19 protein-coding genes and 3 tRNA genes are annotated in these 13,990 nt (G+C 49.7%); 1 reads left to right on the forward strand and 21 read right to left on the reverse strand.

All coding sequences use genetic code 11. The features are described from left to right. Positions 1–68 precede the first annotated feature (68 nt). From RJP21_RS04960 to RJP21_RS05045, 19 genes are all read right to left on the reverse strand, one after another. A complete protein-coding gene (locus RJP21_RS04960) occupies positions 69–635 on the reverse strand; it encodes a hypothetical protein (protein ID WP_310858343.1) in 567 nt (188 codons plus the stop codon). Beyond that, positions 632–790 carry a hypothetical protein gene (locus RJP21_RS04965; protein WP_310858344.1) on the reverse strand — a complete coding sequence of 53 codons (159 nt, stop codon included), beginning with the start codon at positions 788–790 and terminating at the stop codon, positions 632–634. The genes RJP21_RS04960 and RJP21_RS04965 overlap by 4 nt, the downstream gene beginning before the upstream one ends. A 233-nt stretch (positions 791–1,023) precedes the next feature. Then, entirely contained in the window at positions 1,024–1,614 is a 591-nt protein-coding gene (locus RJP21_RS04970) for a sigma factor (protein ID WP_310858345.1), read from the reverse strand. Between the two features lie 452 nt (positions 1,615–2,066). After that, complete coding sequence (locus tag RJP21_RS04975; protein WP_310858346.1) at positions 2,067–2,999, reverse strand: toprim domain-containing protein; 933 nt, start codon at positions 2,997–2,999, stop codon at positions 2,067–2,069. Beyond that, positions 2,980–3,540: a hypothetical protein gene (locus RJP21_RS04980; RefSeq protein ID WP_310858347.1), complete on the reverse strand. Its 561-nt coding sequence runs from the start codon at positions 3,538–3,540 to the stop codon at positions 2,980–2,982. Before RJP21_RS04980 ends, RJP21_RS04975 begins: the two co-directional genes overlap by 20 nt. Positions 3,541–3,615: 75 nt before the next feature. Further along, positions 3,616–5,010, reverse strand: coding sequence for a DnaB-like helicase C-terminal domain-containing protein (locus tag RJP21_RS04985; protein WP_310858348.1), 1,395 nt, complete (start codon positions 5,008–5,010; stop codon positions 3,616–3,618). A 146-nt stretch (positions 5,011–5,156) separates the two neighbouring features. Further along, complete coding sequence (locus RJP21_RS04990; protein ID WP_310858349.1) at positions 5,157–5,915, reverse strand: P-loop NTPase family protein; 759 nt, start codon at positions 5,913–5,915, stop codon at positions 5,157–5,159. 101 nt (positions 5,916–6,016) lie between these two features. After that, positions 6,017–6,421 carry a hypothetical protein gene (locus RJP21_RS04995; RefSeq protein ID WP_310858350.1) on the reverse strand — a complete coding sequence of 135 codons (405 nt, stop codon included), beginning with the start codon at positions 6,419–6,421 and terminating at the stop codon, positions 6,017–6,019. After that, positions 6,408–6,863, reverse strand: coding sequence for a hypothetical protein (locus RJP21_RS05000; RefSeq protein WP_310858351.1), 456 nt, complete (start codon positions 6,861–6,863; stop codon positions 6,408–6,410). Before RJP21_RS05000 ends, RJP21_RS04995 begins: the two co-directional genes overlap by 14 nt. 404 nt (positions 6,864–7,267) lie before the next feature. Next, entirely contained in the window at positions 7,268–7,711 is a 444-nt protein-coding gene (locus RJP21_RS31235; protein WP_397386175.1) for a BC1872 family protein, read from the reverse strand. Next, positions 7,675–8,007, reverse strand: a complete 333-nt coding sequence (locus tag RJP21_RS05005) for a hypothetical protein (protein ID WP_310858352.1) — start codon at positions 8,005–8,007, stop codon at positions 7,675–7,677. Before RJP21_RS05005 ends, RJP21_RS31235 begins: the two co-directional genes overlap by 37 nt. Then, complete coding sequence (locus RJP21_RS05010; RefSeq protein WP_310858353.1) at positions 8,004–8,261, reverse strand: hypothetical protein; 258 nt, start codon at positions 8,259–8,261, stop codon at positions 8,004–8,006. The genes RJP21_RS05005 and RJP21_RS05010 overlap by 4 nt, the downstream gene beginning before the upstream one ends. A 96-nt stretch (positions 8,262–8,357) precedes the next feature. Beyond that, a complete protein-coding gene (locus tag RJP21_RS05015; RefSeq protein WP_310858354.1) occupies positions 8,358–8,705 on the reverse strand; it encodes a hypothetical protein in 348 nt (115 codons plus the stop codon). A gap of 320 nt (positions 8,706–9,025) precedes the next feature. Then, positions 9,026–9,460 carry a helix-turn-helix domain-containing protein gene (locus tag RJP21_RS05020; RefSeq protein ID WP_310858355.1) on the reverse strand — a complete coding sequence of 145 codons (435 nt, stop codon included), beginning with the start codon at positions 9,458–9,460 and terminating at the stop codon, positions 9,026–9,028. 205 nt (positions 9,461–9,665) lie between these two features. Next, positions 9,666–10,616 carry a tyrosine-type recombinase/integrase gene (locus RJP21_RS05025; protein ID WP_310858356.1) on the reverse strand — a complete coding sequence of 317 codons (951 nt, stop codon included), beginning with the start codon at positions 10,614–10,616 and terminating at the stop codon, positions 9,666–9,668. A gap of 150 nt (positions 10,617–10,766) precedes the next feature. Then, a tRNA-Leu gene (locus RJP21_RS05030) sits at positions 10,767–10,852 on the reverse strand. 16 nt (positions 10,853–10,868) lie between these two features. Further along, positions 10,869–10,945: transfer RNA gene (locus RJP21_RS05035), tRNA-Ile, on the reverse strand. Between the two features lie 41 nt (positions 10,946–10,986). Further along, a tRNA-Met gene (locus tag RJP21_RS05040) sits at positions 10,987–11,063 on the reverse strand. Positions 11,064–11,180: 117 nt separating this feature from the next. Further along, positions 11,181–11,345: a hypothetical protein gene (locus RJP21_RS05045; protein ID WP_201452229.1), complete on the reverse strand. Its 165-nt coding sequence runs from the start codon at positions 11,343–11,345 to the stop codon at positions 11,181–11,183. Positions 11,346–11,624: 279 nt separating this feature from the next. On the opposite strand from RJP21_RS05045, the gene RJP21_RS05050 reads away from it, so the two are divergent. Beyond that, positions 11,625–12,491 (forward strand): YitT family protein, encoded by an 867-nt coding sequence (locus RJP21_RS05050; RefSeq protein WP_160044685.1) that lies wholly within the window; start codon positions 11,625–11,627, stop codon positions 12,489–12,491. Between the two features lie 114 nt (positions 12,492–12,605). On the opposite strand, the gene pyrE is transcribed toward RJP21_RS05050, so the two are convergent. Both pyrE and pyrF read right to left on the reverse strand, forming a co-directional pair. Then, a complete protein-coding gene (gene pyrE / locus RJP21_RS05055) occupies positions 12,606–13,247 on the reverse strand; it encodes an orotate phosphoribosyltransferase (RefSeq protein ID WP_310858357.1) in 642 nt (213 codons plus the stop codon). Further along, complete coding sequence (pyrF, locus tag RJP21_RS05060; RefSeq protein ID WP_310858358.1) at positions 13,244–13,981, reverse strand: orotidine-5'-phosphate decarboxylase; 738 nt, start codon at positions 13,979–13,981, stop codon at positions 13,244–13,246. The genes pyrE and pyrF overlap by 4 nt, the downstream gene beginning before the upstream one ends. Positions 13,982–13,990: the final 9 nt, after the last annotated feature.

The raw sequence follows: 13,990 nt of genomic DNA on the forward strand, positions 1-13,990 counted from the left end.
TCTACGTCCGCAGCACGGTAACAACGTAAAGCCAGCGTTACTACCGCGCGGCCGGCGCAGAACCGGCTTTAGATATATGCAACTACGCTTTTCATCAAATTCGTCTTCTCACGTTGAAGTTCGAATAGCTCACGATCAAATGCAGCAACCTTTGCGTCAATGCTGGCGATACGCTCGTTCATGTCGGCGATTACTTTGACCGAATCGGTCTTGGCAAGTCGCAACTCGTAGCCGGCCCGTTCCATCGCCAGTTCAGCCTTCGCGATATTAATCCGCTTGGTCTCGCGTTGGACTTTCCGTTCGGCCGTGCGGATTGTTCGTTGAATAATACGCTCTATTGGGTTACGAATCACTTCGTTCGCCTTATATTGAGGGTATATCGTTACCACCGTTTGTTCCGTCGGATGGACGATAAAGACAATTCGTTGGTAGCCGAACATGCGCGCGGGGTTGCCGAACTCGTCGATGACATGCGCGGATATTAATGAAGCTTTCCGGAGCCGGTCCATGACCCAAATCGGAGCATCCTTACGATCAACGCCGAAATGTTCGGTTGCGCGATCGCATGCGTGCGGCTTTACGAATATTTTGCCGACGAAATGCGTACCGGCTTTCGGATCAATTGCTACCGTCATGCGATGCGTACCCCTTTCGTAGAAATTGGCAGCGCATAGTAGTCCGCAGGGTCTTCGTACTCTTCGGGGCGGCCGTGGTACTGACTGTTGACATTAGGCTGCGGAACTTTATTAGAAAACGAAACTTTATCCGTTGTTATGCGTAGTTTATTCATAGGAACAACCTCCAATGTGATTTAAGGCGCACTTAAATAAACGTTGACAATAGGTAACTTTTTAAGGTATTATTGAAAACGTGAAAAGAATATTTTGGAAACTTTTAGGATAAACTATATCTATATTGCCTGCCAGTTAGTAACACTTGATTACTAACTTGACGGTTGTGTTATACTATGGTTGAGAAAGAGACGGGTTTCGTGCCTGATGACACCGTCCCTTCTCATAAAGGTTAAACCGCTAAGTAGTCGTAAATATTGCCGAAACGATTGGCGTCGTAGCGGCGTGCTAATTTACGAAGCTTGCGTTTAACTGTTTCAGGATGGATGCCTAACGATTTGGCGATCGCGGCATCCGATGCGCTAGGCTGCGCTAGAAAAGCTTCGACGATGGCAGTCGTCGTTGCATCCGGGGCTTCTGAGCCCGAGTGAACTAAGGAGTCGATCAGTTGGCGCTGGTCGGCTTCTTTTTTGTGTTTCCTAGCAAAGAAGTCTTCTTCCGTTGTAACATTGTCCGTAAGCTGTGTTGTCTGCGAGGAATCCGGGTCATCAGGGAAGGGTGCGTCCAAGACTATCCTGACCCTTCGATAGTGTGTGCCATGTTTCGATTTGATTAACCTACATGTGGCTTGTTTAATGTGCCGCATAACCCAGGTTTTAGTCGAACATCCTTTGTTCGGGTCATACGATCGAAGCGCGTTCCATGTCGCCTCGCACAACTCACTCTCGAAGTCCTCCTTCGGGATTCCGGTCGATCTGCTATTGGCGTAGCTTATAGCCCGGATTGTCGGTAGGAACATTTTGATATTTTCGTTAATCTCCATTGAATCAACCTCCTTGGTATTATATAGAAAGCTACTTAGGCTTGTTTCACACTTTGAAGAAGAAAAATATGATAAAATATTTTTAGATCACCGGCATGTTAATCCTCTGGAGGTTGGCGATGAGTTATGAACTTGGTCGCTGCCTTCTTTCGGACATTTTGCGTGATATCGGATGGAAACAGAAAGACCTAGTTAAGTACACCGGAATAGACAAGTGGACCATCTCAAAGTACAAGACAGGAAGTAGGACGATTACATTTATCCATTCGATTATCATCACGGAGACAATTTTCGAAAAGACGGGAATAAGATACAGCCCGCGTGACTTGTATGTCATACGAAAAGTTGACGTCTGATAGGCAGCGGAGGCGAATCTAATGGTTTGCCTTCGCGCTAAAAGTTGCCAATATGCCTACTCAATATTGACATTATACGACAGCTATAACGCACTGTCACGCTAATATCTGGAAATTAGATGTGATTTTGCGAATTTTCCCAAGTCTTTTGTCCCCCGTTGTCCATGCTTCGTTTACGTCTTTATACCCGCGTGGCACCAACGCAAGACTCACGTCAACTTTCCCACGCAAAGCCTCGTATACTTGGTTGCGCCAGGCTCGTCCGGCCGTATCGCTATCCCTTACGATAATTATCTCTTCGATTGGGCTGCGCAAAATAAGATCGCGCTTCTTAGTGCTAAACTGCGCACCTCCTGTCGCAATGGCCGGAATGCCCATCGAATAGAGCGAAAGGCAGTCGATCTCGGCCTCGCACACGGCTACGCGCTTAATGTTGCGCTGATACACGATGTCAATTCCGTAAAGCAAGTCACGTATCGGCCAGCCGCCTTTTGCGTACCAAAATCGCTTGTCCCACGTCGATCGGTACTTGACGTTGAATATCCGGCGGCCATCCGGTGCCCACCACGGCAGTATAACCGCTCTGCTGCGCGGATCGTACCCGGTCCGAAACATCTGCTGAATGTCCGCTGATATCCCACGGTTTAGTAGATATTCGGATACTTGCGGTTCGAACGTTATGTTTAGCGGTTTTCTCGGAGCCCTGACATTGTCTTGCGGTAGTCTTAACGATATGTACTCGCCAGGGCCGGCGCGTCCGTCTCCGTATATCAGCTCGCGAGCTTCTTCCTCCGTAATGTTCCGCAAAAATGCGATCAGCTTTTCCGGAGGACCTGCGCGCCAGCGGCGGTCAACTGCGCCAGAATCATTCCACCATCCGAATTTGTCCGAAGACGGGTCGAGGTTAACCGAGAAGGATGGCGTATCGTCTCCGTCACGAAACGGAGAACATGCCTGCAGCTTATTCGGGTGCCGGCGTGGATTGCGCCATGGAATTTCGCCAATTAAATCAATCAGTATCAATCGCATCCCCCTCTATTCCTCTTCCCTTTAATATCTTGGTCACTTGATTTATCTGCTCTGATAAAGCCTTAATGGCAACTTTGAGCCCAACAATCTCCTCTAACTCTCGGACATGGATATTCGCCCCCTCGTATATAATTTCATTAATTAATCCTTCAATCTCACTGAGAAAAAGGTGCCTTTCGATATCCTTAACTTTTAGCGCAAGCATGTGCAGCTTTATTGCCTTGAACTCATCTGACAACATGTACTTTAGCAGGTCCTTAGTATAATCCTCAGTAGCCCCATTTCTTTCGACCAATAGTTTAGAGGACGGAAATAATCTGACATCCCTATATGTAAATTTTTTCTTTACTACATACTCAGGAAATCGATCGCTTAAGTCCCATAAAGCATTTTTAACTGAATGTTTGTGGACTACAAATTCAGTGGAAAGCACTGCCTCAACCTCTGCAAAAAAGTCAGCTTGTTTTATTCCGTTTGCATGCTTAACAAGAACAGTCAACGCTTTGTCCCTTATCAAATCAGGCGTTAGATTGGTGTGCAAAATAATCCCACTCTCTTTTAGATTACTTATCTTTTATCTAATCTATAATCTAGCACCATGATTTTCCTGTGTCAACTAAAAGTTTGAATTAAATTGATTGCTAGGCTCTCCGTTGCTTACGATCTCTCGCACAATCCCGAAATTCGGCAGATATACGATTTCCACGCGCGCGTCCTCGCCGCCATTCCGGCCCTTCCCGAGCTCGATAATCCCACGCCCTTCATGCGCCAGCGTATCGATACCGAACGTGTTGGCCGCGTCCTCAAGAACTGCCTTAGTCTTCTTGATCTCCGCGCGCTTAGGCGGCTTCAACTCGCGCACGCCATTGTCGTCCTTTTCGCTCGGGTTCTCGTCAGCCTGCGTAATAACGTGAATTACCGTTTTAGTCCGGCCGGCTAGTAAGCGCAGCTTCTTCGACGTGGCCGCCGCGTCTCCTCCGGTTGTTTTCGACGTGTTCGCTTCGTAATCCATATAATAAATCGGATCGACCACGATCACATCTGCCTGATACTCGGCAATGTCCGCTTCAAGCTGCCGCACTGACCGATCGGTAAAGGTTTCGTCGTCAACAGCGCGGATAATGATACGGCCGGCAATGCTATCGTTAAGTGTCTGCAGAAACCTTTCGAGTTCTTGTTCATACTCTTCCGATAAGCGTCCCATCAACATCGCTTTATTATCGAAACCAGCTTCGTCGTAGACTACACCATTGATCTCCGCACTGATTATTCCAGCCCTTGCGCTGAGATATGAGTACGCGCGTGCCATCCATTCGAACCCGGACATTTCTAGAGGCCATACGAGAACAGTTGCGCCTTGGATTGCAGATTCTAGCGCCTCCACCATTACGATAACTGACTTGCCTCTGCCAGAACGTGCATACCACGTATACATGTTCGAACTAAAAAATCCGCCGATTTGTTCGTTAATGTATCCGAACGCCGAACGCCAGATTTTGAACGACTTGCCGGCTTTCCGCGCTCGATACTCTTCCAAAAAGCGACCAAAATCTGCTTTAACATCTGTTGCCTTTTGGAAACTAAGAACTAATGTTCTCATCTTAATCCTGTCAGCCAGATTTTTCAAGTAGTCGGAGAACTCTTCCGCCGACTTTTTTTGATACGCTTCGGCAAACTCCGACGGAACGAGCTTTCCCGTCTCTTCGTCTCTGTAACCGTTAACAATCTCCACGGCCATCCGTTTTGCCGCTGCGTCCTTTAGCTCACGTGCCAGGTACTCGTACGAATCCGTCACGCTCGGCAAATACGTCAGATCCGGGAACTGAGCTGTTAACGACGCGTAGCTAGGCGCCTGCCCTCCGTTTTCTTGCGCATATCGAACGATAAAGTCGAACGCCTGGCGCTCGCTGGCCGTCGGGAAGTCATCGCGCGTGATTCCGAATTTAGTTATAACTGACACATCACCGTCGTCAACAATTTTGGAGAGAATCTGTTCGCCATATATCGCCACTTATTTCCACCTCCGTAATATAGCACAACATAATCATAAACACAATATATAGTATTTTTGTAACTACAAAAACAATATGTTGTGTTTTATAGTCAACAATTGTGCTTTTGTGTACTATAGTCAATGGTTGTGTTAATTTGGGTTTATTAGCGAATACCTCTTTTACTTTCACCCTTAAACTCGACCACCCCGCACATATCCCGCACGCGGTCCGCCAATCGCTTATCGAATACCTGCGCCAGGTCTGCGATCGTCACATTCGATGTGTAAACGGTTGGCAGCCCGTTCGTCACCCGATGGTTTATGATCCCGTGAAGGTCCGCCCGAAATGGTTCCGATGCGGATCGAACGCCTATGTCGTCAAGCACTACGAACGGGGCAGCTTTGGCGCGCTGCTCCATTGCGTAATATTTTGCCGCCAGTGGCTCCGCAGTTTCAGCCGGTACGTGGCTGCGATTGAATCCGAGAAATAACGTCTGCCACGCGTTAACATCGAGAAAATAGGCCGGACGGTCCAGCGCTTGCCTGTTGCGTTGGATCGATCCGATATAGTGGCGGATGATATATTCGTTCAATATCGCAGCGGCCGACGTTGTTTTACCGGTGCCTGGCGATTCCGAAAAGAGATACAGCGACTTAATTCGCTCTCCTGATTCACCGAATTGACGCTGGAACGTATTAACGTATGCGTCGATAACTTTATAAGCCTCCGCCTGATCCCCGCGAGCTGGCGAGTTCTGCAGCGTTACTCCGCGATAGTCGGCCGGTATGTCCGCCGCTGCTACACGTCCTCCTGCGCCGTTGTACCCGTGGACCGCGATGTAGGACGAGCAGAGTGCGTTACACTTATCCGAGCCGGCAAGCGAACAATGCTGCGCTAATATGCAGTTGTCAGCGTGTGCCATTGCGTTCCTCCTTGCTATATTATTATTCTAACCACCTGTGTATAAGTTGTCATCAAACGTTCATCGCGATGAATTTTCCTTGACAACGTGGCAAGTGTATGTTAAAGCCATCCAGCAACTTCCTCCGCACTCATTCCGCCATTAACCGGATGCGCGTCCGCCTGATCCTTCCGTTTCTGCTCCGCAAGCACTTGCGGCATGATTCGCGGCAACATGTACGCAATCAGAAAGCCCGCCGTCAATTGCGGATACTGCGCGCTCGGCCGGTACTCTGCGAAGGCTCGTTCGATCGATTCTCGTAGAGCTGCGGCGCCATATTCGGTGAGTGACCGTTTTATGATGCCTTGTTCGAACGACCATCCTCTAAGCGGAATGTACTTGCTGACACCGAATTTCTCCGCATTCATGTCGATGACCATCGCATGCACTGTCGCCGTGTTCCAGTGTTCGAGCGGAAGGTTGCGCCAGTCTTTGCGCTGCTCGGCGGTGATTTTAGGACGTGGCATCTGCGGACACCTCCAACGCAGAGTCTACCGTATCGGTGGCGCTCATATACTGCTCGCGGTAGAGATGAAATTGCGTTGCCTCTAACGCCATACGCAGCCGCTTTATTTCCGCGTAGTATTCCGCTGACCTCGCGCATTGCTCATCGTGGACTCCGTTTAGCCTGCGCATACTATCTTTCAACCATGTTACCTCCGCCTCAGCCGCCAATGCCCGCCGGATTGCATGCGGCCAGCCTTCGCGTGCTTCGATAATAAAGCGTTCGTTACTCGGTTCGATAACTACATGGCACATGTCGCCTCCTTCGGCGGAAACCACATCGTCCAACGTGTATTCTTTTGCTATAGCGCGGTCAAACTCAGCTCTACGTATCCAAGGCCCTGGAGTCGCCGCCTCGCAAATCGTCATATCTGCCGCCAAGTCACGTCTAGTTTCCGTTGTCATTCGTTTGACACCTCTTTCGTTCGCGTTTTGATTATAGAATGATAAGCGCGAAATGGTCGAACGCCATATTCGGCGATTTTTAAAACAGCTAATTACGGCGCGCAGAACAAAATGTACTACCGTAATACAATGTATTTGCACAACCCATCTGTTCACCGCAAATTCTGTGTAATATAGGAATTACGTTTCAGTTTTTGTTGAAATACTTTTAATATCTAGTTAAATCTCGTTATTTTGAAGTTTTTCACTTTTGGTCAATTGCCGGCCTCATTCGGGCGTTATTAGAAACGTTTGACATAGTTACTTGCGCCCTCCTTTTCGGTAATGTTCGATAATATCGTCGACTGTGTTCAACTTGCGTCAATCCTTTCGCTATATAGTAGTTATATGGAAGTCGTGCGGAATCACACGGTATCCGTTAATTTTGCAATGATGGCAGCGAGACAAATCGCTTCTGACGCGGAGTTGGACCCGGCGCTATTCCCGCCGCATTCTGCTACGTAATTCCCAGTCACATTCGATGTCTCAGCTATCCGCATAATGCTAATCCAGTGCGTTTTGTTCATGTGTTCGAACACCGTCCACGCTGAGCGAACATCCTGCGAAGGCCGGAACCAATCTTGCGGACCAGTCGACATTGTACAATCGGACTCGATTGCGACAATACGACCGTCTGCGTTTTCCCATCCGATGTATCCACCACCGCCGCCAGGTCGCGAAACTCTACGCCAGCCCATTACAACCTCCGCAACCCAAGCGTTACGTTCCCGCGGCGTCATTCCGTTCCACTTTGCGACGATTTGATCGCGTGTCATGTGGACACCTCCTCCGTAATCTTGCCGTCCCATGCGGTGAATGCTACGTACGAAGCCTCGCGTGCTTCCTTCCGGGTTATCTGCGCTTCGACATCGCGGATTAATTTCTGCACGATCGGGATTACGTCTTCAACATCCGTTTCCCAGTACGATTCCTCTCGCACCAATATGCAAGCCAGGCGAGTCCTACCGAATAGTTGCTTGCGGATCTCATGCCGATAGACGCGAAATTCCAGTCCGTACGCGCCGAGGCAAACGTAATTACGTTCGATAGTGACTTCGTACTGCCGTCCGCTTGGCGCTGTAATCGGAAACTTTCGCAGCCTCATCTCAACACCTCCCTCACGTTTTTCGTTATCTCATGTTTAAGCCGATCTCGAGCTCGCTCCACTCCACCTATAATCGCCTGGTTCCGTTCCTGTTCACGCTCAATTTGCGTGATGAGGACCTCGATAATGTCTTCGAGACCACAGACGGGGGCAGACGGAATGTAAGTTCGTCCGTACTCATCATGTACCTCCGCCTGTTTAAACACCTTAAATGTCTCGCGTACTTTCTTCCTAACCGAAACTGTATCGAACATCTAATCGTCCTCCTTTTCGCTTATTTTCAGCGCCCTTTACCCGTACCATTACGAATACTCTACCGCACAGCCAAACCGCCTAATTCCCCGCCAATTTTAGGCGACAGGTAGGCGCGGAACACGTAAACACTCCGTAATGACCTCCGTAAGCCTGTCCGTTGCGTCCGCATAAATTCGCAGCGCCTCGGCGATCGTTTGCGCTTGGCTGACGTCGGTATCCCGCAGTACGGCGGACTTAACTGCGGCAGCCAGGCCGGTTTCATTTAGCGGATAGAACTTGAAATTGCGCCACTCTTCGGACGTCTTCGGTACAGGCGCGCCTTCCTCCGCCTTGTAGCCGGGCGCTTTCGTTGGGTCAACGATGTGTCGGCGCTGTAGGATAAATTGCGCTCCATCCGAGGTGATGCGGTAGTTTTGCGTGATTGATGCGTTGAGCATTGTCATTGCGATTCCTCCTTCGTTATATTTGCGGGCGGCGCGGCGGCCGGGTCCCGTTATGTTTTTCTTCTTCGAATAAACTTCCTTAGCGCATCTAATCTATCAATACATCCCTTAGGGCGCGAAATTGTTTTAATCGTTTGTCTTTTTCGATATTAATTATTTCGCAAGGAATGTATTCCGAAGCGATATGTTTTCCTCTTGGTTTAAACCACGCGATATTATTTATCTAGTTAATAGTGGTTCTTGTTAAAAGACTGGTTATAGTTAGTGTCTTAGTTTACCGTGTCGGTGGATACCATGTCGGCAATTACGGACATGGGCCATTACCCTGTGTCAATCGCTTCTGGTTGCGCATCAAAAATCGCAAGCTGACTGATCGGAAGCACCGTATATCGCGTGTTTTCCCACCTACCGCTATGTTCGTCACGTTTTCTCAACGCTCGGATAACCGGTCGCCCGTTCCAGCGGTATTCAAGCAACCGTTTAACGTACCGATTCGCAGTCTGTCGGTTAACGCCAAGATATCTTGCGATCTGTTCTTGCGTTGGATAACAGTCCCCTTCCGCATCCATAAACGATGCGATCACGCAAAGCGTCGTCCAGTTTTGGGCGCCCATATCCGCAATTAGACCGGCTTTAGCGGCGTCGACGTACATTTTAACGAAGATACGCGTTTCAGTGGCGCCGGATGTGACGGAGTATTCCGTTTGGGACTCGACGCTGACGAGTTTTTGTTCAGTGTGCGCGTTGTTCGCCATTATGCGGGCCTCCTTTACGTTGAATATTCGGTCTTACACTTATTACATAGAAAGCGACCTCCCCGGTTTTCACACTTTCGATTAAAAATATTTCCGGAAGCCGCCGCTAATCTTATTGCATTTCGATCCGATTCCGCACACTTTTCAGCAAAAAAAAAATAACGCCCAATCCCGAAGGACTGAGCGCTTAATTGACATTATTCTTTTATTGTATACGTCCCGCCCTTTTATTTTGCGGAAGCAGCGTATTTACCGGACTAGCCTTTTTGTGATCCGCCCGCAGGTCATTATTGACCAGCGCAACGTACCTCCGCGTCATCTCCAACGTACTATGCCCGAGGGCCTTCTGCGTCGAGAACGCGTTGGCCCCATTACGCAAAAATTCAAGCGCAAATACGTGGCGCAAGTCGTACGGCCGAATATGGTGCCCAATCCGTTTGCAATACAATTCCATGCGATCGCCCCACGTATGCCGGTTAAGTGGCCGGCCTTCATACGAGCAAAATATCGGTGTATCCTCGGACCACTCTGTCGGCCGAACTGCGATGAGCTTTCGTATAGACCTGACGGTGGGCTCCGAAATTGGCAACGTTCTGGCTACGCGAGTCTTCGCCGCTTTTGCTGGCACGTATATTTCGCGAGCCGATGCGTTAAAATCTTTCGGTACGAGCCTTAGCGCTTCCGACGGGCGGATACCCGTATCTAGCGTCAATAGAATCAGCGAGTAATCTCGCAGCCCTGCGAAAGTTGATTGGTTAGGCGCCTCAAGTAACGCGGTTAAAATTTCAGCCTCAATTGAAACGGCGCGGCTATCCGCTTTTCGTTTTTTCACACCCTTAAGCGGATTTGACGTAAGATACTGTTTCTCAATACACCAATCAAAGAACGCTCGAATGTAAACCAGTCGATTGTTAAACGTCGCCGCCTTGATCTCTTCCGACAAATGTTTAAATATCGAGTCTTTGAGCTCATCTTCATCCGCCTCCCACGCATCCGGAAATCGTTTCATGAATAACGTGACGGCCCGGTTGTAGTCTGATACCGTTTGTTCGCTGATGTTGTCGTTCACCCGTTTGTGGTCCGTAAAATCTGCGAGCGCCTCGCGCCAATGCGGCCGTTCCCCTGCCTGCGGATTGATACTGCGAACTCTTACCAAAACAAAAAACGCCTCCCTCCGTATAAAACGAAGATGAGGCGTCTCTTGCACGGGTCCTGTGTACCTGTTTTCGGGTCCGTACCAAACACGCAGGACCTCCCGCTTATTAGCGTTCATTTAACGTTGATGTAACCGTGATTTTTCGTGTAATGCCGAGGACCGGGCTCGAACCGGTACGGTAGTCACCTACCGCAGGATTTTAAGTCCTGTGCGTCTGCCAATTCCGCCACCCCGGCATATCGCGTGAATCTTTGGTGGGCCCTGAGGGACTCGAACCCCCGACCAGTCGGTTATGAGCCGACCGCTCTAACCAACTGAGCTAAGGGCCCTGATCAAATATGGGAAATCGATTCATTATAATGGCTGTAATTGGTTGCGGGGGCAGGATTTGAACCTGCGGCCTTCGGGTTATGAGCCCGACGAGCTACCGGACTGCTCCACCCCGCGTCGTTAAGCCGTAATAAATAGCGACAAGAATTAATATACAGCATGATCAATAGGTACGTCAAGTATTTTTTGCAGGAAAATATAAAAAGAGAATTCGCGGGACATCCATCTCCCGGCTTATGGAATGAACCGCACGCCGTATCTCCCTTTCCTCGAACGGAAAATTTCAACGAGACGCGGATCGTCGTATCCGTAAATCCAGCCGTTTTGCTCCAGCCGTTTTGCGAGGCAGCCTGCTTGAAATTTCGTTTTGTAAAGCTTGCCGAAATAAACCCACTGCATGTCGTTTCCTCCTTTCCTTTCGTCGAATCGGCATCGATGGCTATTGTTGCCGGAAGTGGGGCTCCTCATGCATGTTCCCGTTTTCTTTGAGATTATTTCAAAATTAATTTATAATATTTACTTAGTTTGAATCAATTTCATAAACCGTTAGCTGCTTCAATCAAGACATATATAGATCATAAACGTTTTTGTATATCTATGTATCGTTTCGTTCCGTACTTTTTGCTCCTTTATGAAATTGGTTCTGTTTAACATACTTTCTGGAAGCGAGGAATTCGAATGGCTAAAACACACAGGAAACTCACTCCCGTCGAACTGCTGAAAAAATTTATCTTCATTACGGCGGGCGCCGTATTAATGGCGGTTGCGCTCGAAGTTTTTCTTGTCCCGAACGATATCATCGACGGCGGCATTACCGGTATTTCCATCGTATTGTCCAAAATTACGACGCTCCCGCTCGGTATCTTCCTCTTTATCATCAACCTCCCGTTTTTATTCTTGGGTTACAAGCAAATCGGCAAAACCTTTGCCATCTCCACGTTGTACGGCATCGTCGTCATGTCTGTCACGACACAGCTTTTGCATCATGTCAGCCCGTTTACGAATGAAAAAATACTCGCCGTATTGTTCGGCGGACTGATTTTAGGCCTTGGCGTCGGCCTGGTGATCCGGTTTGGCGGCTCTCTGGACGGAACGGAAATCGTAGCCATCCTTCTCTCCAAAAAAACCCGCGTTCCCGTGGGCCAGATCATCATGATCATGAACGTGTTCATTTTTATCGTCGCAGGTTTCGTGTTCGGCTGGGATTCCGCGATGTACTCCATCTTTACATATTATATGGCTTCAAAAGTAATGGATATCGTCGTCGAAGGCTTGAACGAATCCAAATCCGTGACGATCATTTCCAGCGAATACGAGGAAATTTCGCAAACGATCCAGGACCGGCTCGGACGCAGCACCACCTTTATCTACGCGCGCGGCGGCTATTCCCGCGAAGATACGCAAATGATTTACTGCGTCGTGACCAGACTTGAGCTCGCCAAGCTGAAATCGGTTGTGCAGGAAATCGATCCGAAAGCGTTCATTGCCATTGAGCATGTATCGGACGTGCTCGGCGGCAATTTCGAAAAAAGCGCGATCCACTAAACAGAGCGAATGCATGCAGCATGGACAAAAAGAAAAACCCTTGTTCTTTTCGAAAAAGGACAAGGGTTTTTAACGTGAAACGAAAAGCAGCCTCTGAAGGCTGCTTTTCTGGTTTTATGCGCCGAAGGAAGAAGGATCTTCTCTCCAGGCTTTGAGGGCTTGCACGTCGTCTTGTTGAATCACGCCTTTGTCCAAAGCCACTTCCATTAAAGCCGTGTAATTGGACAAGCTTTGGAACGGGATTCCGGCCTCGTTGAAGGCTTGTACGGCCTTGTCCAGCTGGTAGCTGAAAATCGCCAGCACCGCTTGCGCCTCGGCGCCGGTATCCTGAACCGCCTTAGCGGCTTTGATCGAGCTGCCTCCGGTGGAAATGAGGTCTTCGATGACGACCACTTTTTGCCCCGGTTTGATGATGCCTTCGATTTGATTTTCCTTGCCGTGGCCTTTGGCCTTATCGCGGATGTAGGCCATCGGCAGGTTCATTTTTTGCGCCACCCAAGCGGCATGAGGAATACCCGCCGTTGCCGTTCCCGCGATCACCTCGGTATCCGGGTACTGCTCGCGGATGACCGCCGCAAACGATTCCGCGATAAATTCGCGGATTTCCGGATACGACATCGTCAACCGGTTATCGCAATAGATCGGCGATTTGATGCCGGAAGTCCAAGTAAAAGGATTTTTCGGGCGCAAGGCCACCGCCTCGATCTGCAGCAAATACGCCGCGATCCGTCCAGGGATTTCTGCAAGATTCGTCATGCTTCCAACATCTCCTTAATGATTTGTTCTGCTGCCGTTCTCGGCTTCTCTGCGGCCGTTATCGGCCGTCCGACGACAATGTAGCTGCTGCCGCCGCGTATCGCTTCTCCCGGCGTCAGAACGCGTTTCTGGTCGCCCTGATCGCTCCCCGCAGGCCGGATGCCCGGCGTCACGGTAATAAACCCTGCGCCGCAAGCGCGGGCGATATCGCCGGCTTCCTGCGCGGAAGCGACGACGCCGTCAAGGCCGGCGGCTTGGGTCAACTCGGCGTAGCGGATCACCGCGTCCCTTACCGTCCCGGGAATGCCGATTTCATCGTTCAGCATGTCCTGGCCGGTGCTCGTCAGCTGGGTGACGGCAATGACAAGCGGCTTTTGCAGCGAGCCGTCGGAAGCCAGCGCCTTGTCCGCGCCCTCAAGCGCAGCCTTCATCATGTCCGTTCCGCCTGCGGCATGCACGTTAAACATGTCCACGCCAAGACGGGTGATGCTTTCCGCTCCACCCTTGACCGTGTTGGGGATGTCATGCATTTTCAGGTCCAGGAATACTTTGTACCCCCGGGTCTTCAAATCGCGCACAAAATCGGGGCCTGCAGCATAATACAGCTGCATGCCCACCTTCATGTAACACGGGATGCCTTCAAGCTCCCGCAGCAACGCCGCGGCTTGATCCGCATCCGGGTAATCCAGGGCCACGATTAAGCGGCCCGCCATTTCCCTGTATCGTTCATTCATCTATCGTAG

The sequence above is a fragment of the Paenibacillus sp. VCA1 genome, assembly GCF_031583795.1.
GTDB classification, from domain to species: domain Bacteria; phylum Bacillota; class Bacilli; order Paenibacillales; family Paenibacillaceae; genus Paenibacillus_AQ; species Paenibacillus_AQ albilobatus.